The following is a 24,280-nucleotide window of genomic DNA, read 5'->3' as shown; positions in this document are numbered from 1 at the left end:
CAGCGGCGGGGCCGGTTCACTGCCCGGATTGCGGTCCGATACCCGGGTGATCCCTCGGTGTTCCACGGCGTTAAGGTCGCAGTCACGCGCGGACGGCCCGAGGCGCGGTTTCGGGCGGGTCCGTGCGTGGCACACTGCATTCAGGAGTTCGGACATGGGACGTGGCGTGCGCGGTGGCGGGGCCGACCCGTCGGCGGCGCGCGAGGCTGCGACCTCCGCATCGCCGCGTGGCCCCCGCGTCGTACGCGGGCCGTCCCCATCCGGCGTCGCCATCCAGGGCCACGCGCCCAGACGGTCACCACTCTCGTAGGGAGCTGTACCTTTGTTCGGCACGTTATCGGGACGCCTCGGCGTCGCCGCCCGCAGCGCGCTGCTGGTGCTGTCCTACCTGGTCATGCTCGTCGCCGGCACCTTCGGTTGGATCGGACTGTTCGCCGTCGCCGGGCTGGTCGCGGTGGTCGGCGAGTTCGCCGTGGCCCGCTGGTCGCCACCGTCGCAGCTGCTGCTGGAGAAGGTCGGCCTGCACTTCTCGTACCGGCAGTTGACCCGGGATCTCGCCGCCGTGCTGCTGGTCGCCGCCGAGGTGCCGCTCAACGGCGGTGAGCTGACGCTGCTGCTCGCCCTGCCGGCAGTCGTGTGGGTCGTGTCGGTCTTCGCCGGCGCCCTGTCCACCATGATCGAGCGTCGTAACCCGCTCTCCGCGATGGTGCGCAACATCGAGCTGGGTCCGCTGCGCTTGGCCCCCCAGCCGCCGGCCTGGGCCGCGGCCGTCGCCGGTGAGCGGATGCCCCTGCTCAACCTGCTGCTGGTGCCGGCGGCGGTGGCCGCCGCGGTGCAGCACGACGTGACCCCGTTCCTCGTCTCCGCCGTGGTGGCCGTGGCGGCGACCGGCCTGGTGGGCGCGATCATCGCGCTGACCTGGCTGCGCGGCCGGGGCTCGGGGCAGGGTCCGCTGCTGCCCGCCGTGCAGCGGTGGCTGGACACCTACCGGCCCGAGGTGGCGCTCTACTTCGCCGGCCCGGCGAAGGACGTCTACCAGGCGAACATGTGGCTCGCCCCGACCGAGGCGCTTCAGCAGCGCGCGGTGGTGCTGATGCGCAGCCGGGACGCGTTCCTGGAGCTGGCCGACACCCGGCTGCCGGTGATCTGCGTACCGGCCGGGGTGGACTTCATGAACCTCGAACTCGGCAGCATCCGCGCGGCGCTCTACGCCGCGAACGTCGGCGCGAACATCCACATGCTGCGCGAGCCCAGCACGAAGCACGTCTTCGTCGGGCACGGTGACAGCGACAAGCAGGCCAGCGTCAACCCCTACAGCAAGGTGTACGACGAGGTCTGGGTCGCCGGACTGGCCGGCCGGGAGCGGTACGCCCGCGCCGGTGTGGGCGTGCTCGACTCGGACATCGTCGAGATCGGCCGTCCGCAGCTCGCCGGTGTGCACACGTTCGGCGCCGAGTCGGTGGACCGGCCGTTCACCGTGCTGTACGCGCCCACCTGGGAGGGCTGGCTCGACGACGACCCGTACCACACCTCGCTTGTGTTGATGGGTGAGCGGATCGTCAAGGGGCTGCTGACCACGAACCCCCGGGTGCGGCTGATCTACAAGCCGCACCCGCTCACCGGGTCGCGGTCGACGGCGGCCCGTAGCGTGCACGAGCGGATCGTCAGCGCGATCCGCGCCGCCGGCGGCAACCCGAACGCGTCCTCTCTGGACGGCACCGCGCACCTGGTCATCACCGGCCGCACGCCGGCGCTGTTCGACTGCTTCAACCAGACCGACCTGCTGGTCAGTGACGTGTCCAGTGTGGTCTCCGACTTCGTGCAGAGCCAGCGTCCGTACGTGGTGGCCAACCCGGCCGGCCTGCCGGAGGACGAGTTCCGCAGGGAGTTCCCGACCGCGCGGGCCGCGTACCTGCTCTCGAAAGACTGCGGTGAGCTGGAGAAGATCGTGTCGGTGACCCGGGCCGGTGACGACCCGATGACCGAGGCCCGCCGGGAGTTGAAGACCTATCTGCTCGGCCCCGCCGAGGAGAACCCGATGGACCGGTTCCAGGAGGAGATCGCCCGCCTCTGCCGCTGACCTGACGATCCGCGCCCGGCCCGACGCCGTCGGACCGGGCGCGGTCGCGTCAGCTCAGGAGCGCGGCCACCGCGTCGGCGACCGGAACGTCCACCGGCACCGCCCGCGCGTCCACCACGGCGGTGACCGGCAGTGGACCGTACAGGTGTGGAAAGAGCTGCCCGCCGCGCGACGGTTCCCACCGCAGCGCGTCACCCAGCCGGTCCTCCCGCACGCTGAGCAGGGTCAACCCGGTGGCGCCGGCGAAGTGCCGGCGGGCCGTCTCCACCACCTGCTCGGCGGCGGAGAGGTGGATGAAACCGTCCTGCCGATCCACCGCCGAGCCGGCCAGGTGCCCGGCCGCCCGGGCGTCGTCCCACTCGACCGTCGGCAGCAGCTTGTAGATCACCTCCGCAGCCTACGTCGGCGGGTACGCGTTTCGGCCGTACCGCCGCCGACGCCGGGCGTGGCCCGGCATGCTCAGGTGGAACGGCCGCGGAGGGGATGGCGATGGAGAGCTACGACGACGACTGGACCGACAGTCAGCGGGCGCTGTACGACGAGTGCTACCGGGCCGGCGGCGAGTGGGCCGCGGATCCGGACACCCCGTCCGACGACGTGCAGCAGGTGATCAATCTGGCCGAGGCGGACGACGACGCCTTCGACGACGCCGAGATCGACTTTCCGCCCCTGGTCGACGCGGTCACCCAGGCCAGCGGCGTGAACGTCACAAGCGTGCCGGCCCGCCACGACGACCCGGGCTTCCGGGGCTTCACCGACGGCGTCCGGGACAGCGTCGCCGACGACGTCTTCGGCCTCTGAGCGTCCGCCCCCGGTGGGCGGGCCTCCCGCTCGCCGTCCGCTTCTGCCACCATTCGCAGGACGGCGCTGCGAGGGACGGGGGCACGGGTGCGGATCCTGCTGGTGGAGGACGACCGCCGGGTGGCCGCTGCGCTCTCCTCGGCCCTCGGCCGGCGCGGATACGAGGTCGAGCACGCGGCCACCGTCGCCGCGGCGCTCTCCGCCGCCCCGTGCGACCTGGTCCTGCTCGACCTGACCCTGCCCGACGGGGACGGCACCGACCTGTGCCGGGCGTTGCGCCGACGCAGCAGTCAGCTCGGCATCATCGCGGTGACCGCGCGGGGTGAGGAGCGCGACCGGGTGCTCGGGCTGCGCCTCGGCGCCGACGACTACGTGGTCAAACCATTCTCGATGGTGGAGTTGCAGGCCCGGATCGAGGCGGTGCTGCGCCGGGCCGCGAACGCCGCGCCGGAGCGGCACCTGATCGAGGCCGGCCCGGTGCGCATCGACGTGACCGCCCGGACGGTGACGGTCGACGGCCGGCTGGTCACGTTGACCCGCAAGGAGTTCGACGTGCTGCTGTCGCTGGCCCGCCAGCCCGGGGTGGCGGTGCCCCGCGACCGCATCCTGCTCGACGCCTGGGGCACCACCTGGGCCGACCGGCACACCGTCGAGGTGCACGTGGGGTCGCTGCGCGGCAAGCTGGGGGACGCCCGCCTGGTGGAGACCGTACGCGGGGTCGGCTACCGGCTGCGCGAGGTCTGAGGAGCCGCCGTGCGTCGCCGACTGGTGATCAGCTATCTGCTGCTGATGGTGCTCGTCCTCATCGCCCTGGAGACCCCGCTGGCCGCCACCCTGGCCGGCAGTGAGACCGAACGGGTCCGCGCCGACCGGCTGGCCGACGCCACCCGGTTCGCCTCGCTGGCCGGGCCGACGTTGCGCGGCGGCGGCCCGGACCCGATCGAGTCGGAGCTGCGCAGCTACGACGAGTTGTACGCGATCGGCGCGGCCGTCGTCGACCGGGACCGGGGGATCGTGGTCGCCTCGCCGCGGTGGCAGCCGACCGCGACCACCACGGCCCTGGACGTCGCGCTGTCCGGGCAGCAGGCCAGCGCTCCCCAGTCGGTGTGGCCGTGGACGACCGACCCGGTGGTGGTGGCCGTGCCGGTGAGCGACGGTGGCGAGGTCCTCGGCGCGGTGGTGATCGTGACCCCGGCCGGCCCGATCCGTCGGGCCGTCGCCGCCTGGTGGCTGTTGCTCGCGCTGGCGGGTCTGCTCGCCGTGCTGGCCTGCGTGCTCACCGCGTTCGGGCTGGCCGGGTGGGTGCTGCGCCCGGTCACCGAGCTGGACGCGGTCACCCACGAGATCGCCGAGGGCGACCGGGGCGCCCGGGTGCAGTATCGCCTCGGCCCGCCGGAGCTGCGCCGGCTCGCGGCCAGCTTCAACCACATGGCCGACGTGGTCTCCGACGTGATGGACCGGCAGCGCGCCTTCGTGGCGCACGCCAGTCACCAGCTGCGCAACCCGCTGACGGCGCTGCGGCTGCGGGTGGAGGAGCTGGGCCCCAGCCTCACCGACGCGGACGGCCGCTCCGAGCATCGGTCGGCGCTGGAGGAGACCGACCGGCTGGCGCTGGTGCTCGACGCGTTGCTCACCCTGGCCCGTGCCGAACGCGAGGAGAACGAGCGGGTCACCGTCGACGCGGCGGCGGTGGCGGCGTTGCGGGTGGCCGCGTGGACGCCGCTGGCGCGGCACCGGTCGGTCACGCTGCGGCTGGCCCCCGGCGACGCCCCGGCGTACGCCCGCACCGTGCCGACCGCCGTCGACCAGGCGCTCGACGCGCTGATCGACAACGCGGTGAAGTTCAGCGGAGCCGGCGGAACGGTGACGGTGAGCGTGGCCCGCCGCGACCACGGGGTGGCCCTGGAGGTGCGCGACTCCGGGCCGGGCATGACCGAGAGTCAGCTCGGCCAGGCCACCGAGCGGTTCTGGCGGGCGCCGGACGCGCAGAACGTCGACGGCGCCGGGCTCGGCCTGACCATCGTCGCCGTGCTCGTGGACGCCTCCGACGGGCGGCTCACGATGCGCGCGGGGGAGCCGCGGGGGCTGGTCGCCGGTCTGTGGTTCCCGGCGCCCGCGGCCGACGCCGACCGGCAGGACGCGGACACCGAACCCGCCGGCGACGCGTGCCCCGTCCCGTAGCGGTGCTCAGGGTTTGGCCGCGCGGTACCACTGGGCGGCCCCGGGGTGCAGCGACAGCGGGGCGGTGACGATCGCCGAGCGGGGGCTCATCCGTCCGGCCGCCGGATGGGCCGCGCCCAGCTCGGCCCGGCGCTCCATCAACAGCCGGGTCACCTCCCGGACCACCCGCTCCGGCAGGTTGGCCCGCACGATCAGGTAGTTCGGGTCGGCCACCGTGGTCACCGGGTCCATGCCGTACACCGAGCGGGGGATGTCCCGGGAGACGTAGGCCGGCCCGTAGCGGGAGCGCAGCGGCTCGGTCAGCGCGCTTAGGTCGACGATCCGGGTGGCGCTGCGCCAGGCCAGCTCCTCGATGCCGCGTACCGGCAGCCCGCCGGAGAAGAAGAACGCGTCGATCCGCCCGGCGCGCAGGGCGGCCACCGAGTCGTCCAGTCCGAGCCGCTCGCGGCGCACCTGGTCGCCGCCGAGCCGCGCCACCTCCAGCAGCCGGGTCGCGGTGATCTCGGTGCCCGATCCGGGCGCGCCGACGGAGACCCGCCGGCCCCGCAGGTCGGCGACGGTACGCACCGGCCCGCCACCCGTGGTGACCAGGTGCAGCTGGTCGTCGTACACCCGGGCGATGGCGTCGACCGGCGAGTCCTTCGCCGAGGCTCTGGGCAGCACGTCGGCCTGGGTGAAGCCCAGCTCGGCGGCGCCGGAGCCGACCAGTCGGACGTTCTCCGCCGAGGCGGCGGTGACCACCACGTTCGCCCGCACGTCGGGCATTTCCCGGTTGAGGATGGTCGCCAGGGACTGACCGAAGGCGTAGTAGACGGCTGTGGGGCTGCCGGTGGCGATCCGGATCCGCAGCGGCTCGTTCGCGGTGTCCCGGCAGCCGGCGGCGGCCAGGGTCACGGCCAGCAGCAGCGTCAACAGGGCCGCCGGGCCCGCGCGGCGGTGGCCGGGCCGACTGGACGAGGTACGCCTCACGCGCTGCACTGTGCGCCGTCGGCCGCGTGGGCGCAAGCCCGTTCAAGCGGCCGGCGCGTCAGCGGCGTCGGCTCAGCAGGCCGGACGGTGTGCCGGCTCCAGGGCCGCGCTGCGCAGGATCCGCGCCCGATCGGGGCCGTCGGCGACGCTGACCAGGAAACAGCCGGTACCCGGGCGGAGCCGGGCCGGCACGTCGAGCACGGCGGCGGCGCGGATCAGCACCGCGGCCAGCTCCCGGTCGGTGATCCGGACGCCGAGGATGTGCCGGCGCACATGCCGTCCCCCGGCCAGCAGCGCCGACCGCCAGGCCGCCGCCGCCAGGCGGGACACCCACCGCCGCCGGGCCGGCGACGCGCCGGGCAGTGGCCCGCCCAGCAGCTCCCGACGCCCCTGCCGCCAGCCGGCGTCCAACAACCGGGTGTACGCGCCGTGGTGCTCGCGCGGCACCCAGAGCCGGTGCAGCTCGTAGCGGCGGCGCAGACCACCGATGGCGGCCTCGTGGGTCACCGGGATGTCCAGCCGGCTGAGTAGCTGGCGCATCCGCTGCGCGGCGTCCTCCCGGTTGAACTCCACCCCGGGCACCGGGTCGGTTCCGCGCCGCGCGCCCGTCGGCGGCGGCGTGCAGCGCAGCAGGCAGGCGGCCTCGAACGCGTCGCCCAGGGTCAGCCAGTCCAGTGGGGGCGGCGTCGCGGGGGCGCGGAGTGCATCGAGCAGGGCAGGTTCCGAGGTCAACGAAAGGCTCCCTTGCCGGAGTCTGGGTTCCCCTACCGTGGCCCCTGCGACGCCGTTGCGGAATGCCTCGCGCCCAGCCTTGAGCAAATCTTGCGGGTGCCCGCCGTCACAGGTCGGTGACGACCAGATCCACCTGTCGTACCCGGCCGGGCGCGGGTGCCTGCTCCTCGACTGTGTGCTTCAGCTCGCGCAGTGTGCCGACGAGGTGCGCGGCGGTGCGCGGGCGGGCGCCGGCGAGCAGCAGGTCGCGTACCAGCCGTCCCTTGGTGGCCTTGTTGAAGTGGCTCACCACCGAGCGGACCGGCACCCCGTCGACCTCACGCTCGTGCAGCACCCGCACGGTCACCGTTCGCTCGGCCAGCTCCCCGCGCGGCGTCCAGGTGGCCGCGTACGCGCCGGAGCGCAGGTCCAGCACCGGGCCGCGACCGGCCGCGCCGTCCAGCGCCGCCGCCAGCTCCCCGCGCCAGTACGCGGACAGCGCCCCGACGCCGGGCAGGCGTGCGCCGATCGGGCAGCGGTACGGCGGGATCCGGTCGGCCAGGCGTACCGCCCCCCACAGCCCCGAGGTGATCAGGATCGACCGGCGTGCCGCCCGCTGTGCCGGGGCCGGCAACGAGGCCAGCCCCAGCGCCTCGTAGAGCACCCCGGTGTAGAGCCGCTCGGCCGGCGCGGTGGCCGCCGCGCGCAGCCGGGCGTTGCGGCGCAGCTCGTCGCGCTGGCCCTCGCTGAGCCCGAGCGCGACCCGTGCCGCCTCCTCGTCCGGCCCGGCGCAGAGCGCCACCAGCGCGTCGAGCACCCGTTCCCGGGCGGGGTTCAGCTCCGGCAGCGAGACCCGGTCGGGGCTGAACCGCCGTCCGGTGCCGGCGTCGGCCTTCCCCTCCGAGGGCGGCAGCAGGATGAGCATGGGACTCCTCGACGGGTGCGACGGCGGCGGCCCGGCCAGCGTACGACCCGCCGCTACCGCCAGGGCCGCACCGGTGTGTCGGGGTGGTACACGCGATAGCCGCCGACCTCCCGTACCGGTGTGGCGTCGTCCCGGCCGGCGAGCAGCCGGCGCAGCCGCCGGTCCATCGGCGAGTCGACCTCCACCACGTAGCCCGGTCGCTCGGCGCGGCCCACCTGCCGCCAGTACGCCAGGTAGCGGTTCTGCCCGGGGGACAGGTCGCCGTCGAGCACGCCGCAGATCACCGTCTCGTCGGTGTTGAAGATCAGCCGGTTGCAGGTCCAGTAGTCCCCGTACACCTCGTGCGGGCCGTCGGCGCGCAGCGCGGCGGCCAGCTCCCGGACGGCGCGCTCCTCGGTCCGCGACGCGGCGGTGCCTGTCGACGCGAACAGCACGGTGATCACCAACATGGTCACGGTCAGCGCGACCAGCACGGCGGTGGCCAGCGCTCCGGCGAGCCGACCGAGCACACTGGTCGTGCCCCGCCACCAGGTCAGGGCCAGCACCCACAGCGGCCAGAGCACCGCCGGCAGCGACAGTTGCAGCACCGACAGGTAGCGGGCGTTGTCCAGCGGGCTCGTCGCGGCGAGCGGGCTGCGCACGTACGACAGCAGGGTCAACGCGGCGCCCGCGACCAGCGCAAGCTGCACGACCGGCCCGACCCGGTCCCCGCGCGGCTCCCCGGCGGCCCGGCGGTACGCGAGCACGGCGAGCACCGCGCCGGCCACCAGCAGCAGCGGGTAGAGCAGACCGAACCACTGCTGCCAGCGCCCGCAGCCGTCCACCGGGCAGAGCCCGTGCGCCAGCGGTATCCCCTGCAGCAGGCCACCGGAGATCCGTTCGGACCACGGCGGTTGCGGCCCCGCCTTGGTGCTGACCTCCCGGAACACCGACAGCGAGTCCTCACCCGGGCCGGCACGCAGGTTGTCGACGATCATCGGCGCGATCCCGACCACGACGCCGGCCACCAGCAGCAGGCCGGACCAGCCGAGGAGTTCCCGCCGCAGCGCCCACACCAGGGCCAGCCCGGCCACCGCCAGGTACGGCAGGATCAGCCAGTCCGACCAGGCGGCCAACCCGACCAGCAGCCCGAACAGCGCCACGGCGAGCCGCCGACGGCGCACGGTGCCGGCCGCCAGCCCCACCGTGATCAGCAGCATCAGCAGCACCGCGGGCTTCACCTCCGGCCGCCCCCCGACCACGGTGAGCTGGTCGCGCACCACCCGCTCGCCCCCGAGCGCGAGCAGGCCGACGACGACTGTGGCGAACCAGGGCGTGCAGATCCGGCGGGTCAACCGGTGGATCAGATACAGGAACACCGCGTACAGCGCGAGCATCGGCAGCCGCAGCACCGGCCAGCTCGGCCCGGCCACCGCCACCAGCGGCGCCGCCAGGTAGGACTCCAGCATCCCCATGTAGTGCTGGCCGTACAGGAAGACCGGCCGTTCCCGGCCCTGCCCGATGTGCAGCGCGGCCAGGCCGAAGGTGGCCTCGTCGCTGTTCGACACCGGCACCGTGTACAGCGTCAGGACCAGCCGGTAGACGACGCCGGCCAGCCCGAGCAGCAGCGCCACGAGCGCCGGCCGGTCGGGTCGTGGGCGCCACCGCCCACGGTGCTGTTCTGGATGCGACACGACCAACGCCCCCGTCGTCGTCCCGACCGGAGTGTTTCACGGCCGGCGCGCGGGCCGGGGAGCTTCCGCGCAGTCGGGGTCCGCTCACGTGGCCGTGGGTGTCGTCGTGTGGCAGGGTTGGCGCGTGCCACCCACTCCCGCCGGCCAGCTGGCCGTTCCCAACCTGCACCGGGCAGCGCGGATCGAGGACGCCGTTCACCAGCTCGTGGAGCGCCGTCTGCGCCGCACCGGCTGGCGGGTCAACATCATCGCGTACACCGGCTACGGCTCCCCGGGCTGGGTGCGGGTGATGTGCAGGGTGCTGCTGGGCCGACCGGACACCCGCCAGCGGGGCCGTCTGGACAAGGTCCGCGGCTGGCGCAGCTTCACCACCCTGCCCGCGAAGCACGTCACGGTGACGATCGAGGCCGGCGGGGTACGGCACGAGGCGCGTGCCGACCGCAGCGGCTTCGTCGACACGCTCGTCGAGGCCGACCTGCCGCCCGGGTGGGGCACCGTCCGGCTCAGCGTCCCGGACGCCGATCCGGTCGACGCGCCGGTACGCATCCTCGACCCGAACGTCACGTTCGGCATCCTCTCCGACATCGACGACACGGTGATGGTGACCGCGCTGCCCCGGCCGCTGCTCGCCGCGTGGAACACGTTCGTGCTCGACGAGCACGCCCGCGCCGCCGTGCCCGGCATGGCCGTGCTGTACGAGCGGCTGGTCACCGCGCACCCCGGCTCGCCGGTCTTCTACCTCTCCACCGGCGCGTGGAACGTCGCGCCGACGCTTACCCGGTTCCTGTCCCGGCACCTCTACCCGGCCGGGCCGCTGCTGCTCACCGACTGGGGGCCGACCGCCGACCGCTGGTTCCGCAGCGGCCGGGAGCACAAGCGGGTCACCCTGGCCCGGCTCGCCAAGGAGTTCCCCCACGTGCGGTGGCTGCTGGTCGGCGACGACGGCCAGCACGACCAGGAGATCTACCGGGAGTTCGCCGCCGCCCACCCGGAGAACGTCGCCGGTGTGGCCATCCGCCGGCTCTCCCCGACACAGTCGGTGCTGGCCGGTAGCCTGCCCGCCCCGGCCGGCCGGGCGTCGTCGGGGCCGGCGGGGCAGAAGTGGCTGTCCGCCCCGGACGGCGCCGGCCTGTGGCAACTGCTGCGCGACGCCGACCTGGTCTGAGCGCGACCGACATCACTCCGCGTCGCGGCCGCGGCGTCGCGGCGTGATCAGCCCTGGCGGAGCCAGACGGCGCCCAGCGGCGGGACCTGGAGGGCCGCCGACGCGACCATCCCGTGCCACGGGACGTCCTCGGCGCGTACCTCGCCCAGGTTGCCGACCCCGGATCCGCCGTAGTGGTGGGCGTCGGTGTTGAGCACCTCGGCCCACGTCCCGCCGGCCGGCAGGCCGATCCGGTAGTCGTGCAGCGGCTGGGCGGAGAAGTTCGCCACGCAGACCAGGGTCGAGCCGTCCGGGGCGATCCGGACGAACGACACGGTGTTGTTGGCGACGTCGTCACCGGCGATCCAGCGGAACCCGGCGGGCTCGGTGTCCTGTGCCCAGAGCGCCGGGGTGTCCCGGTAGACCCGGTTCAGGTCACCGACGAGCCGCTGCACGCCGGCGCGGGCCGGGTCGTGCAGCAGGTACCAGTCGAGGCCGCGCTCCTCACTCCACTCCCGGTCGTCGGCCAGTTCGGAGCCCATGAACAGCAACTGCTTGCCCGGGTGCGCCCACATGTACGCGAGCAGCGCCCGTACGTTCGCCAGCCGTTGCCAGGTGTCGCCGGGCATCTTGCCGGCCAGGGAGCCCTTGCCGTGCACGACCTCGTCGTGGCTGATCGGCAGCACGTAGTTCTCGCTCCAGGCGTACGCCAGGGAGAAGGTGAGCTGATGGTGGTGGTGCTGGCGGTAGATCGGGTCCTTCGAGGTGTAGAGCAGGGTGTCGTGCATCCAGCCCATGTTCCACTTGAAGCCGAAGCCCAGCCCGCCGTCGGCGGTGGGGCGGGTGACGCCCGGCCAGGCGGTGGACTCCTCGGCGATCATCACGACCCCGGCGTGGTGCTTGTAGACGGTCGCGTTGACCTCCTGCAGGAACGCGATGGCCTCCAGGTTCTCCCGGCCGCCGTACCTGTTGGGAGCCCACTGCCCGTGCTCACGGGAATAGTCCAGGTAGAGCATCGAGGCGACCGCGTCGACCCGCAGCCCGTCGACGTGGAACTGGTCGCACCAGTAGAGCGCGTTGGCGACCAGGAAGTTGCGCACCTCGCTGCGGCCGAAGTCGAACACGTACGTACCCCAGTCGGGGTGTTCGCCGCGCCGCGGGTCGGCGTGCTCGTAGAGCGGGGTGCCGTCGAAGCGGGCGAGGGCCCACTCGTCCTTGGGGAAGTGCGCGGGCACCCAGTCGAGGATCACCCCGATGCCGGCGGCGTGCAGCCGGTCCACCAGGTAGCGGAAGTCGTCCGGGTCGCCGAACCGGGACGTCGGCGCGTAGTAGCCGGTCACCTGGTAGCCCCAGGAACCGCCGAACGGGTGCTCCATGACGGGCAGGAACTCCACGTGCGTGAAGCCCAGCTCGGTGACGTACGCGGTGAGCTGGTCGGCCAGCTCGCGGTAGCCCAGGCCGGGCCGCCACGAGCCGAGGTGTACCTCGTAGACGCTCATCGGTTCCTGGTGCGGCTGCCGCCCGGCCCGCCGAGCCAGCCAGTCCTCGTCGTTCCACCGGTACGTCGAGTGGTGCACCACCGACGCGGTGGCCGGTGGCACCTCCGCGTACGCGGCCATGGGGTCGGCCTTGTCCCGCCACTGCCCGTCGGCGCCGAGCACCCGGTACTTGTAGCGGGCGCCGACGCGGGCGTTGGGCACGAACAGCTCCCACACGCCGCTGGAGCCGAGCGAGCGCATCGGCCAGCCGTCGTCCGGCCCCCAGCCGGTGAAGTCCCCGACCACCCGCACCCCGCGCGCGCTCGGCGCCCACACGCTGAACGCCACGCCCTCGTCGAAGACCCGGGCGCCGAGCGCGTCCCACAGTCGCTCGTGCCGGCCCTCGCCGATCAGGTGCAGGTCCAGCTCGCCAAGCGTGGGCGGGTAGCGGTACGGGTCGTCGTGCGCGGTGCCGTCGACCTCCACCCGGTAGTCGAGCACGGTGCCCTCGATGTGGGTCTCGAAGACGCCCACGTCGTGTACCCGCTTCATCGGGTGCCGCTCGTCGCCGACGAGCAGCAGCACGTCGCCCGCGCCCCGGCGCATCGTGCGGATCGTCGTCCACCCGTCGGCGGGGTGCGCGCCGAGCAGCGCGTGCGGGTCGTGCGTCACGCCGGTGATCAGCTGGTCCATCGGTCGTCCTTCGGGGCGGCGTCGGTCGGTGCGGAGGCGGACGGGCGGGAGGCTGCCGGTGCGGGCCCGGTCGGGGCGGTGCCGCCCGAGAGGTCGTCCGGCACCTCGGCGACGGTGAGGTCCGCCGGCTCGGCGCCCGCTGGCTGCGGCGCGGCGGGCGGGGTCGGCCGGCGCACGGTCAGCACGTGCGCCGGTTGCAGGTACGGGTCGAGCCGCACCGCGTTGCGCTGACCCCAGTCGTAGCTGGTGCCGGTCAGCTCGTCGTACACGGTGAAGCGTTCGTGCCAGTCGAAGCCCAGCGCCGGCATGTCCAGCGTGGTGTTGCCCCACTGCACCTCGCGCGAGTCGAACGAGCAGATCACGATGACGGTGTTGCCGGTGTCCGGGTCGTGTTTCGACCAACACAGCAGCGCCGGGTTGTCGATCTCGTGGAAGCGCAGGTTGCGCAGCTGGTGCAGGGCCGGGTTGTCCCGGCGTACCCGGTTGAGGGTGGCCAGGAACGGCGCCAGCGAGCGGCCCTGCGCCTCGGCGCCGGCCCAGTCCCGGGGGCGCAGCTCGTACTTCTCGTTGTCCAGGTACTCCTCGGCGCCGGGCCGGGCCACGTGCTCGAACAGCTCGTAGCCCGCGTACAGGCCCCAGGAGGGGGAGAGTAGCGCGGCCAGCACCGCCCGGATCTTGAACATGGGCGGGCCGCCGTGCTGCAACGAGGAGTGCAGGATGTCCGGGGTGTTCGGCCAGAAGTTCGGCCGCATGTGGTCGGCCGACTCGACCAGCTCCTCGCAGTACTCCCGCATCTGCGCGGCCGTCGTGCGCCAGGTGAAATAGGTGTACGACTGCGTGAAGCCGATCTTGCCGAGCCCGTGCATGATGGCCGGCCGGGTGAACGCCTCGGCGAGGAACAGCACGTCCGGGTCGACTTTCTTGACCTCGGCGATCAGCCAGTGCCAGAAGTCGAACGGCTTGGTGTGCGGGTTGTCCACCCGGAAGATCCGGATGCCCTCGCCCACCCAGTGCAGCACCACCCGCAGCACCTCGGCCCGGATGCCCTCGGGGTCGTTGTCGAAGTTGACCGGGTAGATGTCCTGGTACTTCTTCGGCGGGTTCTCCGCGTACGCGATGCTGCCGTCGGCCCGGGTGGTGAACCACTCCGGGTGCTCGGTGACCCACGGATGGTCCGGCGCGCACTGCAACGCCAGGTCCATCGCCACTTCCAGGCCCTGGGCCGCGGCCGCCTGGATGAAGGCGCGGAAGTCCGCCGGCGTACCCAGGTCGGGGTGGATCGTGTCGTGGCCGCCCTCGGCGGCGCCGATCGCCCACGGCGAGCCCACGTCGTCCGGCCCGGCGGTGAGCGCGTTGTTGCGGCCCTTGCGGTTGACCCGGCCGATCGGGTGGATCGGTGGCAGGTAGAGCACGTCGAAGCCCATCGCCGCCACACCCGGCAGCCGCTCGGTGGCGGTGGCGAAGGTGCCGGAGCGCCCGCCCGCCGCTCCTTCGGAGCGCGGGAAGAACTCGTACCAGGCGGAGAAGAGCGCCCGCTTGCGGTCAACCCAGATCGAGTACGTGTCACCGACTGTCACCAGCTCCCGCACCGGGTGCTCCCAGAGCAGGTCGGCCAGGGCCAACGCCGGACCGACGCGCTGCGGCAGGGTCAGGTCGGTGTCCGCGAGCGCGGTGAGGGCGTCGGCGACCCGACGCCGCTCGCCCGCCGGAACGAGGTCCCGGGCGGCGGCGAGCACCCGCGTGCCCTCGGCCAGGTCGTTGGCCAGGTCCTCCGGACCCTGCCCGGCGGCGATCTTCTTGGTCACCGCGTTCTGCCAGGTCAGGTACGGATCCTGGAACGCCTCGACGGCGAAGGTCCACTCGCCGACCGCGTCCGGCGCGATGGTGGCGTGCCAACGGTCCTGGCCGGGCTCGCCGGGGCGCATCCGGGTGAACGGCCGCTGCACGCCGTCCGGGCCGGCCCACACCACGTTGCAGCCCAGCGCGTCGTGCCCCTCCCGGTAGGCGCGCGCCGACACCGGAACCGGTTCGTCGACCACCGCCTTGGCCGGGTACCGCCCGCACGAGACGACGGGGGAGACGTCTTCGATCGGGAACCGTCCAGTCACCCCGCCAACCTACTGCGCGAGATCCGTTCGCGCGCGGCCAAGCACCCCGCTCAGTCCCCTGCGCGGTCCATCTGACGCGCCGCGTAACGACACGTGTCACGTATCGTTGGTATTACGTGACGGAGGTACAGAGCATGCGGTTGAACAGCAAGGGCCAGGTGACCATCCCGGCCGCGCTGCGAGCCCGTTACAACCTGCACGAGGGCGACGAGGTCGACGTGGTGGAGGAGGGCGGGGCCCTGCGCATCGTGCGCGTACACGGCTCCGACACCCGGGGGCAGCGCCTCGTCCGCCACATGCGCGGTCGGGGCAGCGCCAAGGAGACCGAGCACATGTCCACCGAAGAGTTGATGGAGTTGCTGCGTGGCGATTGAACGGCTCCGCGCGGTGCCGTCGCGTGCATCCGACGCGGTGACGACCCTGGTCGACACCAATCTGCTGCTGGACATCCTGACCGACGACGCCAAGTGGGCGGAGTGGTCCGGCGCCGCCCTCGCCGAGGCCCGCGACGCGGGCAACCTGGTGATCAACCCCATCGTGTACGCCGAGGTGTCGGTCCGTTTCGCCCGCATCGAGGAGTTGGACGAGGCATTGCCGGCAGGGGACTTCCTGCGCGAGGAGTTGCCCTACCTGGCCGGCTTCCTCGCCGGCAAGGCCTACGCGCGGTACCGCAAACTGGGTGGCACGAAGCGGTCCCCGGTAGCCGATTTCTACATCGGCGCGCACGCGGCCGTCTGCCGACACCACCTACTGACCCGGGATGGGGCGCGCTACCGCACGTACTTCCCAACCCTGACGCTGATCACGCCGGCCGACTGACCGCCGCGTCCCGTCCCGGCGCGGGCTGTCCCGGCGCGGGCGAAGATCCGCGCACTTTCGGGGAAACTGCTGCCTCAACGCGCGCCGACGCAGCAGTTTCCCCGAAGTTGCGCGGATCTTCACGAGGAGCCTGCGGTTTCAGGCGAGCGGCGACGATCCGTGGCACCTCAGCAGCACCGCGCTCGGCGTGTCGAACTGCTCACCTGACAACGATCAACGAAGTCGGGGTATGTCCCCAGGCTCAGGCGGGCGGGTTGGGTGCCACGAACGAGCCCTTGCCTTGGTGCACCTCGATCCAGCCCCGCTCATCCAAGATCCGCAGTGCCAGTCTGATCGGTGTCGCGCTGGCCCGGTACTGCTCGCAGAGTTCCGCGATCGACGGCAGCTTGTCTCCCGGCTGTAGCGTGCCGGACTGGATCGAGCGGATCACGTCATCGATGACCTGCTCGTACACGGGTTGTCTGGGCATGGCAGGGCCACCTCTCGTCAGCCCTCTGAGCATGCCACCGAACATGACACTCTGTGCATCCTGTGTTGACTCTGTACTCACTGCACTCTAAGTTGGCCGTTGAAGGTTCTCTCGTCAGCAGCGGAGTGCCTCCAGCCAGGGGCGGGGTGGTTCCCCCGTGCCGTCCCGCCCCTGACCCGCATCGACCCGCCCCTTTCGTCGACCCTGAGGAGGCACAGTTGGACGAGCGTTTGTCGGATGGGCCGCTGCCGCCCGCGCATCCCGTTCCCGGTGCGCGGCCTCCGCAGCCGGACGGAGATCGGGTGCCCTGTCCGCCGCGGTCAGCGCGGGTGCCGGTCACCCGGCGGCAGTACACCTACGGACTCGTGATCGCGGTGGTCGTACTCCTGTTGTTCGTGGTGGGGATCGTGCGGTGAGCGCGACGGGCCCGCGGTGAACGAGCTGCCGGTGGGTCGCCGGGTCGCCCAGTGGCGGGTGCGGCGCAACATGACGCAGCAGCAGTTCGCCGACCGTCTCGGCAAGTCGAAGAGTTGGGTGGACAAGGTCGAGCGTGGGGTACGCCGGTTGGAGCGGGTGTCCAACCTCCGGGAGATCGCCGAGACGCTCCGCATCGACGTGGAGGTCCTGCTGGCCACCCGCTCATCCCGGCCGCAGCCCGTCGCGGCCGGGATGGACGGGGTCCGGGCGGCGTTGGCCCGGTACCACCTGCCGGGCTCGACCCGGACGCCCCCCGCCAAGGAGCTGCGAGCCCGTCTGGACCACGCCGACCAGAGCTACCGGCATGCCCGGTACCCGGCGCTCCTCGCCCTGCTACCCAGCCTGCTCGACGCCGCGCGTGCGGCGCAGGCCGCCCGCGCCGGCGGGGAGGGCGACACACTGCTGGTGTCGGTGTACGCGCTCATCGCCCTGGCGCTGGTGAAGGTCGACCAGGGAGAGCTGGCGTGGCTGGTGGCCGACCGTGGGATCGCCGTCGCCGTCGCCACCAACGATTCCCGGCTCTCCGGTGTCGCCACCGTGCCGTTGAGTCAGGCCCTGCGGTCCCGGGGGCGTCGGCGCTCGGCCGCGGACATCGCACTCCGTGCCGCGCACGGGATCGAGACGTCCAGTGCCAATTCCCCGGATGCCGCATCGCTGCGCGGGACGTTGTTGATCCAGGCCGCCCTCGCCGCCGCGCGCGGGGGAGGAGCGCGCAACGCCCATCAGTCCCTCGACCGGGCCGCAGAGCTGGCCCGCACCGTCGACCGCGGTGGTGGCTCCGCTGGGTGTACTGACTTCGGGTCGGCGGCGGTGGAGGCAGCCCGGGTGGTCGTCGAGGCGGCGCTCGGAGATGTCGCGGTGGCGACGGTTTGGCATGAGCGGCTGCTCGCCACCGACGGGTGGCGGTGGCTGTCACCCGAGCACCGGGCCGCGTACCTGCTCGATGCGGCGCGCGCGTACATCCGGGGTGGCGACATGCTCCGGGCCGGCCGAGCGCTGCTCGACGCGGAACGCACCGCGCACGGTGAGGTGCACGACCGGCCGGCGGTGCGGAAGCTGGTCGCCGTCGTGTGGCGGTCCGCCGATGCGCCCACCGGCCTGGCCCAGCTCGCCGCCACGCTCGGCGTCGCCTGACGCGCTGACGGTGAGCTGTTGGTTAGTTGCGTCGGTGGTAGTGGTTGCGGCGGGGGAGTTGTTCGGGGTCGAGCCAGGCGGGTGGCACGAACTCGGGGTGGCCGTCGCCGCCGAGCCGGACGACCCAGTCACCGCGGTGAACGTGTCGGTGGTGGTGGCCGCAGAGCAGCACCGCGTTGTCGAGGCTGGTGTCGCCGCCGTCGGCCCAGTGCCGGATGTGGTGGCCGTCGCACCAGCGGGGTGGGCGGTCGCAGCCGGGGAAGGCGCAGCCGCGGTCACGGAGCACGAGTGCGCGTCGGAGTGGGCCGGTGATGAGGCGGCGTTGTCGGCCGACGTCGAGTGGTTGGCCGGTGCTGCCGAGGACGGCGGGGATGATGGCGGCGTCGCAGGCGAGGCGGCGTACGGCCTGGGGTGTGAGGTGTAGGCCGGCGTCGAGGGTGCCGATGCCCAACTGCCGGGTCAGCTCGTCGTAGCCGGTGGTGATGACGAGTTGGGCGAGGTCGCCGCCGTGCTCTGGTAGCTCATCGGTGCGCAGGGCGAGCCGGCACACGTCGGCGACGGCGTCGTGGCGGCGTTGCCCGGCCGTGCGGGTGTCGTCGGGGCCGCCGGGCGCGCTCAGCGGGTCGATGGCGGCGCGCAGCAGGGCCGCGGCCTCGACATCGAGAATGCCGGTGAGGCGCAGCCGACCGTCGGGCTGCTCGCTCACGGTGACGTGCCGGTCGCGGGCGGCCCGTGACTCCTGCGCCCGCAGCGCCGCCTCGGCGGCGGCGTCGGCGACCTCCGGGGCGACGTGGTCGAGGATGCGGGTGCCGAGCTTGCGCAACAGGGCGGCGTCGAACTGCTTCGCCCACTCGACGAGGACGCCGATGGCCTTGTCGGCAGCCTCCGCGCCGGCCGTGGCGTGAACGGTCTCGACCGTCTCGGCGATGACCCGGACCTGTTGCACGTCGACCGACCCGCCGGTCAACGCGTCGCGCACCCCGGGCGGGAGGGTGTCGAGGGTCGCCGCCAGCTCGACCAGCCGCCGGGCGGCACCGACGCCGAGGCGTAACCGGTCCCGCAGCCACACGGCCGTCGAGGATGCGCCTTGTGCGGTCGCGGTGCCTCGACCGTCCAGCTGGCGCACGAGGGTCAACTTGACCGCGGCCAGGCGTTGCTCAAGGCGGTGCGTCGCGTCCAGCGCCGCCACGAGATGGCGCTCGTTGGCAGCCCAGGCGGCCGTGTCGAAGCAGGCCGCCACGGCGGCCTCGGCCTGCTCCAACGCATCGATCACAGTCGGAGACTAGAACACCTGTACGACACTTTCCGGGACGCCGTGGTGGTCCCGTCGGAGCGGATCACCACCCCGTCGAAACGCGCGGAGGTGGCGTAGCCTCCGGCCATGATCGAACGGGTGAAGGTCGCGGTTGTCGGCGTCGGCAACAACACGTCCGCGTTGCTGCAGGGGATCGCTCTTCACCGCGAGAGCGGCAGTCTGGTCGGGATCCGCCGGCCGACGATCGACGGGCTCGGGGTGGGGGATATCGACGTCGTCGCGGCCTTCGCCACGTCCAAGGAGAAGATCGGCCGGGACGTGACCGAGGCGATCTTCCTGCCGCCCAACAACTTCCCTCGGCTGAACTGCGACCTGCCCAGAGCGGGTGTTCCCGTCACGAAGGGCCTCGTCGACGCGACCGAGGTGCCGCGGGTGGCGGCGGCGCTGGCGGGCGCGGAAGTGCTGCTCTACTCGGCGCCCAGTGGCCGGATGGAGACCGCCCAGGCGTACGCGGAGGCAGCTCACACGGCGGGTGTCGCCTTCATCAACACCACCTCCGACCCGGTCGCCCGCGATCCCCGTTGGATGGAGAGGTTCGAGGCGGCCGGTCTGCCGCTGCTCGGCGACGACCTCGCCAGCCAGTTCGGCACCTCGGTGCTGCACAACGCGCTGCTGCGGTTGCTTCAGGAGCGGGGCCTCACCCTGGTCAGCTCCTACCAGGTCAACCTCGGCGGCACCGAGGACTTCCGCAACCTGGTCGACAACCCCGACACCAAGAAGCAGTCCAAGCTCAACGCCCTGTCGGGCGCTGACAGCGTTGAGATGGCCCCGCTCGGGTACCTGCCGCATCTCGCGTCGCAGAAGGTCGCCCACCTCAACCTCGAGGCGCAGGGTTGGGGTGAGACAGCGGTGAGCCTCGACGTGAAGCTGAAGGTGCATGATCCGAGTGGCGCCGCGGGGGTCAACATCGACCTCATCCGCATCGCCGCCAGCGCGCTCCGCGACGGGCGTGGCGGTCATTGCGCCGAGGCGACGCCATTGCTCAAGTCGCCGCCGGGAACGGCGATCTGAGGCCGAAGGCGCCCAGCTCGTCCTCACCAGCCGCGACGACCAACTGGAGGATCACCGCTTCGAGTTCGTCGTACCGCATGTCGTCGGTCTTCCTCAGGCCGCGCCGACCGAGCGGTACACGTCAAGGGTCTGCCGGGCGACGGCGTCCCAGGAGAAGTGCTCCACGGCGCGCCGCCGGCCGGCCCGACCGAACCGGGCGGTGCGCGCCGGGTCGGCGAGCAGCGTATTGATCGCCGCCGCCAGGTCGGCAACGAACTTCTCCGGCTCCAACGGCGTCCCGGACCCGTCGGTGACCTGCTCGATCGGCACCAGCAGGCCCGTCTCGCCGTCGGCCACGACCTCGGGGATGCCGCCGGTGGCGGTCGCCACCACGGCCGTCTCGCACGCCATCGCCTCCAGGTTCACGATGCCCATCGGCTCGTAGATGGACGGGCAGGCGAAGACGGTGGCGTGGGTGAGCACCTGGATCACCTCGGGCTTGGGCAGCATCTCGGCCACCCAGACCACGCCGGAACGGTTGGCCCGCAGCTCGGCCACCAGCTCCTCGACCTCGGCGGCGATCTCGGCCGTGTCCGGCGCGCCGGCGAGCAGCACCAGCTGCGTGTCCGCCGGCAGTTCCCGGGCGGCGCGCAGCAGATACGGCAGGCCCTTCTGCCGAGTGATCCTTCCCACGTAGACGACGCTCGGGCGGGCCGGGTCGATGCCGAGCCGGTCGAGCACGTCGGTGCCGGGGTCCGGTGCGTACTGGACGGTGTCGATGCCGTTGTAGACCACCCGGACCCGGTCCGGGTCGATCCGCGGGTACGCGGTCAGGACGTCGGCGCGCATCCCCGCGCTGACCGCGATCACCGCGTCGGCGGCCTCCATCGCGGTGCGCTCGATCCAGGACGAGAGCGCGTAGCCGCCGCCGAGCTGCTCGGCCTTCCACGGCCGCAGCGGCTCCAGGCTGTGCGCGGTCATCACGTGCGGCACGCCGTGCAGCAGTTTCGCGGTGTGCCCGGCCAGGTTCGCGTACCAGGTGTGGCTGTGCACCACGTCGGCGCCCGCCGTCCCGGCGGCCATCTCCAGATCCACGCCCATCGTGCGCAGCGCGGCGTTCGCGCCGGTCAGGCCGGGCGGATCGGCGTACGCCGTGACGCCCGGCTCGGTGCGCGGCAGGCCGAAGCAGTGCACGCGTACGTCGGTGAGGTGGCGCAACTCCCGGGCCAGGTACTCGACGTGCACGCCCGCGCCGCCGTAGACCTCCGGCGGGTACTCGCGGGTGAGCAGGTCGACGCGCAGCGGGGTGGGTTCCGTCATGACCCCGCACCCTAGTGCAGAAACGTGCCCGTACGAGTGGTGAAGTCCGACGAGGGTGGATAGCGTCGGGGCATGGCTGCCAAGGTGCTCGCGATCGTCCTGGCGGGTGGGGAGGGCAAGCGCCTGATGCCACTCACCACGGACCGGGCCAAGCCGGCCGTCCCGTTCGGCGGGATGTACCGCATGGTCGACTTCGTCCTCTCCAACCTGGCCAACGCCGGCTATCTCAAGATCGTCGTGCTGACCCAGTACAAGTCCCACTCCCTCGACCGACACATCACCAAGACCTGGCGGATGTCCACGCTGCTCGGCAACTACGTCACCCCGGTGCCCGCGCAGCAACGTCGTGGCCCTTGGTGGTTCGCCGGCTCGGCCGACGCCATCTACCAGAGCTTCAACCTGATCAACGACGAGCAGCCCGACTACGTGATCGTCTTCGGCGCCGACCACATCTACCGGATGGACCCCCGGCAGATGGTGGAGGACCACATCGCCTCCGGCGCGGCGGTGACCGTCGCCGGCATCCGCCAGCCGCTGTCGATGGCCGACCAGTTCGGTGTCATCGAGGTCGGCGAGGACGGCCGGAAGATCCGGGCGTTCCGCGAGAAGCCCACCGACGCGGTCGGCCTGCCCGACGCGCCGGACGAGATCTACGCCTCGATGGGCAACTACGTCTTCACCACCCGCGCGCTGTGCGAGGCGGTCGAACGCGACGCGGAGGACAAGACCAGCAAGCACGACATGGGTGGCAGCATCATCCCGATGCTCGTGGAGCGCGGCGAGGCGAACGTCTACGACTTCCGCGACAACGAGGTGCCGGGCAGCACCGACCGTGACCGCGGCTACTGGCGCGACGTGGGGACGCTCGACTCGTTCTACGACGCGCACATGGATCTGATCAACGTGCACCCCGTGTTCAACCTCTACAACTTCGAGTGGCCGATCTACACCGAGCAGCCGCCGTGGCCGCCGGCGAAGTTCGTCCACCAGTGGGGTGAGCGGGTCGGCCGCGCGGTCGGCTCGATGGTCTCTCCCGGGGTGGTGATCTCCGGCTCACTCGTGGAGAACTCGATCGTCTCGCCGAAGGTGCGGGTGCACTCCTGGGCGCACGTCGAGGGCTCGGTGCTCATGGAGGGTGTGGAGATCGGCCGACACGCGGTGGTCCGGCGGGCCATCCTGGACAAGAACGTGTTCGTCCCGGAGGGCGCCGAGATCGGCGTCGACCTGGAGAAGGACCGGCAGCGCTACACCGTCTCCGACAACGGCATCGTCGTCATCGGCAAGGGCCAGCGGGTCGAGCCGTGACCGTCGCACCAGCAGGAAGGTAGAACCCCCGTGACCCATCCCCGTGCCGGCCAGCCCGCCGAGCCCGCCGACCTGGTCGACGTGCCGTGCCTGGTGACCGCCTACTACGCCGACCATCCGGACCCAGCGGACCCGGCGCAGCAGGTCTCCTTCGGCACCTCCGGCCACCGGGGTTCCAGCCTGCGCAACGCGTTCAACTCCGACCACATCCTGGCGGTCACCCAGGCGCTCTGCGACTACCGACGGGAGCAGGGCCTCGACGGGCCGCTGTTCCTCGCCCGGGACACCCACGCGCTCTCCGCGCCGGCCGCCGTGGACGCCCTGGAGGTCCTCGCCGCCAACGGGGTCACCGTGCTGGTCGACAGCCGCGACGGCTACACGCCGACCCCGGCGCTGTCGCACGCGATCCTCACCCACAACCGGGGGCGCACCAGCGGGCTCGCCGACGGCATCGTCATCACCCCGTCGCACAACCCGCCGGACGACGGCGGCTTCAAGTACAACCCGACAAACGGCGGGCCGGCCGACACCGACGTGACCCGGTGGATCCAGGACCGGGCCAACGCGATCCTCGCCGCCGGGCTCAAGGAGGTCCGCCGGATCACGTACGCGCGGGCCCGCGCCGCCGACACCACAGGGGAGTACGACTTCCTCGCCCACTACGTCGACGACCTGCCGGCGGCGATCGACATCGACGCCATCCGCGACGCCGGGATCCGGATCGGCGCGGACCCGCTGGGCGGGGCGAGCGTGGCGTACTGGGGCGAGATCGCCGAACGGCACCGCCTGGACCTGACGGTGGTCAACCCGACTGTCGACCCGACCTGGCGGTTCATGACGCTGGACGGCGACGGCAAGATCCGGATGGACTGCTCGTCGCCGAACGCGATGGCGTCGCTGATCGCCGCGCGGGCCGACTACCAGATCTCCACGGGCAACGACGCCGACGCGGACCGGCACGGCATCGTCACGCCGGACGCCGGCCTGATGAATCCCAACCACTTCCTGGCGGTGGCGATCGGGCACCTGTTCCGGACCCGCGCCAACTGGGGTCCGGCCGCCGCGGTGGGCAAGACCCTCGTCTCCTCCTCGATGATCGACCGGGTGGCCGCCGACCTCGGCCGGCCGCTGCTGGAGGTGCCGGTCGGCTTCAAGTGGTTCGTGCCCGGCCTGCTCGACGGCGCGGTCGGCTTCGGCGGTGAGGAGAGCGCCGGGGCGTCGTTCCTGCGCCGCGACGGCTCCACCTGGACCACCGACAAGGACGGCATCCTGCTCTGCCTGCTCGCCTCGGAGATCCTGGCCACCACCGGGCGCAGCCCGAGCGAGCACTGGGCGGAGCTGGCCGAGCGGTTCGGCGCGCCCGCGTACGCCCGGATCGACGCCCCGGCCACCCGGGAGCAGAAGGCCGTGCTCGGCAAGCTCTCCCCGGAGCAGGTCGACGCCACCGAACTGGCCGGCGAGCCGATCACCGCGACGCTGACCACCGCGCCCGGCAACGGCGCCCCGATCGGCGGTCTGAAGGTCAGCACCGAGTCCGGCTGGTTCGCCGCACGGCCCTCCGGCACGGAGGACGTCTACAAGATCTACGCCGAGTCCTTCCGGGGCCCCGACCACCTCAAGCAGATCCAGCAGGAGGCGAAGAGCCTGGTGGACAAGGCCCTGGCCCAGTCCTGACCCCACCCCCCGGC

Annotated in this window: 21 protein-coding genes; 11 read left to right on the top strand and 10 right to left on the bottom strand. The window is 72.5% G+C overall.

Going from position 1 to position 24,280, the window contains the following annotated elements; translation table 11 throughout:
• The first annotated feature begins 322 nt into the window (after positions 1–322).
• A complete protein-coding gene (locus FHG89_RS09330; RefSeq protein WP_139583971.1) occupies positions 323–2,080 on the top strand; it encodes a CDP-glycerol glycerophosphotransferase family protein in 1,758 nt (585 codons plus the stop codon).
• Positions 2,081–2,129: 49 nt separating this feature from the next.
• Here the strand turns inward: FHG89_RS09330 and FHG89_RS09325 are convergent, their stop codons facing one another.
• A complete protein-coding gene (locus tag FHG89_RS09325; RefSeq protein WP_139583970.1) occupies positions 2,130–2,468 on the bottom strand; it encodes a DUF952 domain-containing protein in 339 nt (112 codons plus the stop codon).
• 101 nt (positions 2,469–2,569) lie between these two features.
• Between FHG89_RS09325 and FHG89_RS09320 the strand changes: the two genes are divergently transcribed.
• The 3 genes from FHG89_RS09320 (at position 2,570) to FHG89_RS09310 (ending at position 5,062) form a co-directional block, all read left to right on the top strand.
• Entirely contained in the window at positions 2,570–2,881 is a 312-nt protein-coding gene (locus tag FHG89_RS09320) for a hypothetical protein (RefSeq protein WP_139583969.1), read from the top strand.
• An 87-nt stretch (positions 2,882–2,968) separates the two neighbouring features.
• A complete protein-coding gene (locus tag FHG89_RS09315) occupies positions 2,969–3,625 on the top strand; it encodes a response regulator transcription factor (protein ID WP_139583968.1) in 657 nt (218 codons plus the stop codon).
• A 9-nt stretch (positions 3,626–3,634) separates the two neighbouring features.
• Complete coding sequence (locus FHG89_RS09310) at positions 3,635–5,062, top strand: sensor histidine kinase (protein ID WP_139583967.1); 1,428 nt, start codon at positions 3,635–3,637, stop codon at positions 5,060–5,062.
• Positions 5,063–5,068: 6 nt separating this feature from the next.
• Here FHG89_RS09310 and FHG89_RS09305 read toward each other — a convergent pair whose 3' ends face one another.
• The 4 genes from FHG89_RS09305 to FHG89_RS09290 form a co-directional block, all read right to left on the bottom strand.
• The gene (locus FHG89_RS09305) at positions 5,069–6,040 is read right to left on the bottom strand and encodes a TAXI family TRAP transporter solute-binding subunit (protein ID WP_139583966.1); all 972 of its coding nucleotides are present in this window, start codon (positions 6,038–6,040) and stop codon (positions 5,069–5,071) included.
• Between the two features lie 63 nt (positions 6,041–6,103).
• A complete protein-coding gene (locus FHG89_RS09300; RefSeq protein WP_139583965.1) occupies positions 6,104–6,763 on the bottom strand; it encodes a hypothetical protein in 660 nt (219 codons plus the stop codon).
• Positions 6,764–6,869: 106 nt separating this feature from the next.
• On the bottom strand, positions 6,870–7,667 hold the full coding sequence (gene yaaA, locus FHG89_RS09295; RefSeq protein WP_139583964.1) for a peroxide stress protein YaaA: 798 nt from the start codon (positions 7,665–7,667) through the stop codon (positions 6,870–6,872).
• Positions 7,668–7,720: 53 nt separating this feature from the next.
• The gene (locus tag FHG89_RS09290) at positions 7,721–9,340 is read right to left on the bottom strand and encodes a hypothetical protein (RefSeq protein WP_139583963.1); all 1,620 of its coding nucleotides are present in this window, start codon (positions 9,338–9,340) and stop codon (positions 7,721–7,723) included.
• Positions 9,341–9,464: 124 nt separating this feature from the next.
• Here FHG89_RS09290 and FHG89_RS09285 point away from each other — a divergent pair, with 124 nt between their 5' ends.
• Positions 9,465–10,505 carry an App1 family protein gene (locus FHG89_RS09285; protein WP_139583962.1) on the top strand — a complete coding sequence of 347 codons (1,041 nt, stop codon included), beginning with the start codon at positions 9,465–9,467 and terminating at the stop codon, positions 10,503–10,505.
• Between the two features lie 47 nt (positions 10,506–10,552).
• On the opposite strand, the gene glgB is transcribed toward FHG89_RS09285, so the two are convergent.
• Together glgB and FHG89_RS09275 are read right to left on the bottom strand one after the other, a co-directional pair.
• Complete coding sequence (glgB, locus tag FHG89_RS09280; RefSeq protein ID WP_139583961.1) at positions 10,553–12,655, bottom strand: 1,4-alpha-glucan branching protein GlgB; 2,103 nt, start codon at positions 12,653–12,655, stop codon at positions 10,553–10,555.
• Positions 12,643–14,763 (bottom strand): alpha-1,4-glucan--maltose-1-phosphate maltosyltransferase, encoded by a 2,121-nt coding sequence (locus FHG89_RS09275; protein WP_244295294.1) that lies wholly within the window; start codon positions 14,761–14,763, stop codon positions 12,643–12,645. Before FHG89_RS09275 ends, glgB begins: the two co-directional genes overlap by 13 nt.
• A 116-nt stretch (positions 14,764–14,879) precedes the next feature.
• On the opposite strand from FHG89_RS09275, the gene FHG89_RS09270 reads away from it, so the two are divergent.
• Positions 14,880–15,137, top strand: a complete 258-nt coding sequence (locus tag FHG89_RS09270) for an AbrB/MazE/SpoVT family DNA-binding domain-containing protein (protein ID WP_244295292.1) — start codon at positions 14,880–14,882, stop codon at positions 15,135–15,137.
• On the top strand, positions 15,127–15,582 hold the full coding sequence (locus tag FHG89_RS09265; RefSeq protein ID WP_139583960.1) for a type II toxin-antitoxin system VapC family toxin: 456 nt from the start codon (positions 15,127–15,129) through the stop codon (positions 15,580–15,582). Before FHG89_RS09270 ends, FHG89_RS09265 begins: the two co-directional genes overlap by 11 nt.
• 241 nt (positions 15,583–15,823) lie before the next feature.
• Here FHG89_RS09265 and FHG89_RS09260 read toward each other — a convergent pair whose 3' ends face one another.
• The gene (locus FHG89_RS09260; RefSeq protein WP_139583959.1) at positions 15,824–16,051 is read right to left on the bottom strand and encodes a winged helix-turn-helix domain-containing protein; all 228 of its coding nucleotides are present in this window, start codon (positions 16,049–16,051) and stop codon (positions 15,824–15,826) included.
• Between the two features lie 432 nt (positions 16,052–16,483).
• Here FHG89_RS09260 and FHG89_RS09255 point away from each other — a divergent pair, with 432 nt between their 5' ends.
• The gene (locus FHG89_RS09255) at positions 16,484–17,662 is read left to right on the top strand and encodes a helix-turn-helix domain-containing protein (protein ID WP_139583958.1); all 1,179 of its coding nucleotides are present in this window, start codon (positions 16,484–16,486) and stop codon (positions 17,660–17,662) included.
• 22 nt (positions 17,663–17,684) lie between these two features.
• Here the strand turns inward: FHG89_RS09255 and FHG89_RS09250 are convergent, their stop codons facing one another.
• Positions 17,685–18,935 carry an HNH endonuclease signature motif containing protein gene (locus tag FHG89_RS09250; protein ID WP_139583957.1) on the bottom strand — a complete coding sequence of 417 codons (1,251 nt, stop codon included), beginning with the start codon at positions 18,933–18,935 and terminating at the stop codon, positions 17,685–17,687.
• A 108-nt stretch (positions 18,936–19,043) separates the two neighbouring features.
• Between FHG89_RS09250 and FHG89_RS09245 the strand changes: the two genes are divergently transcribed.
• On the top strand, positions 19,044–19,988 hold the full coding sequence (locus FHG89_RS09245; RefSeq protein WP_139583956.1) for an inositol-3-phosphate synthase: 945 nt from the start codon (positions 19,044–19,046) through the stop codon (positions 19,986–19,988).
• A 93-nt stretch (positions 19,989–20,081) separates the two neighbouring features.
• Here FHG89_RS09245 and glgA read toward each other — a convergent pair whose 3' ends face one another.
• A complete protein-coding gene (gene glgA, locus FHG89_RS09240; protein ID WP_139583955.1) occupies positions 20,082–21,287 on the bottom strand; it encodes a glycogen synthase in 1,206 nt (401 codons plus the stop codon).
• Positions 21,288–21,359: 72 nt separating this feature from the next.
• Here glgA and glgC point away from each other — a divergent pair, with 72 nt between their 5' ends.
• Together glgC and pgm are read left to right on the top strand one after the other, a co-directional pair.
• Complete coding sequence (gene glgC / locus FHG89_RS09235; protein WP_139583954.1) at positions 21,360–22,592, top strand: glucose-1-phosphate adenylyltransferase; 1,233 nt, start codon at positions 21,360–21,362, stop codon at positions 22,590–22,592.
• Positions 22,593–22,622: 30 nt separating this feature from the next.
• Entirely contained in the window at positions 22,623–24,266 is a 1,644-nt protein-coding gene (gene pgm, locus FHG89_RS09230; protein WP_139583953.1) for a phosphoglucomutase (alpha-D-glucose-1,6-bisphosphate-dependent), read from the top strand.
• Positions 24,267–24,280: the final 14 nt, after the last annotated feature.

It is taken from the genome of Micromonospora orduensis, assembly GCF_006228125.1.
Lineage (GTDB): Bacteria > Actinomycetota > Actinomycetes > Mycobacteriales > Micromonosporaceae > Micromonospora > Micromonospora orduensis.
The sequence above is the reverse complement of the archived record's forward strand: the minus strand, read 5'-3'. Positions and strand labels throughout refer to the sequence as shown.

Bases quoted from the DNA above. Each gene is read 5' to 3' on its own strand.
- FHG89_RS09260 (WP_139583959.1), bottom strand. From the start codon at position 16,051: ATGCCCAGACAACCCGTGTACGAGCAGGTCATCGATGACGTGATCCGC.
- yaaA (WP_139583964.1), bottom strand. From the start codon at position 7,667: ATGCTCATCCTGCTGCCGCCCTCGGAGGGGAAGGCCGACGCCGGCACC.
- FHG89_RS09245 (WP_139583956.1), top strand. From the start codon at position 19,044: ATGATCGAACGGGTGAAGGTCGCGGTTGTCGGCGTCGGCAACAACACG.
- glgC (WP_139583954.1), top strand. From the start codon at position 21,360: ATGGCTGCCAAGGTGCTCGCGATCGTCCTGGCGGGTGGGGAGGGCAAG.
- FHG89_RS09320 (WP_139583969.1), top strand. From the start codon at position 2,570: ATGGAGAGCTACGACGACGACTGGACCGACAGTCAGCGGGCGCTGTAC.
- glgB (WP_139583961.1), bottom strand. From the start codon at position 12,655: ATGGACCAGCTGATCACCGGCGTGACGCACGACCCGCACGCGCTGCTC.
- glgA (WP_139583955.1), bottom strand. From the start codon at position 21,287: ATGACGGAACCCACCCCGCTGCGCGTCGACCTGCTCACCCGCGAGTAC.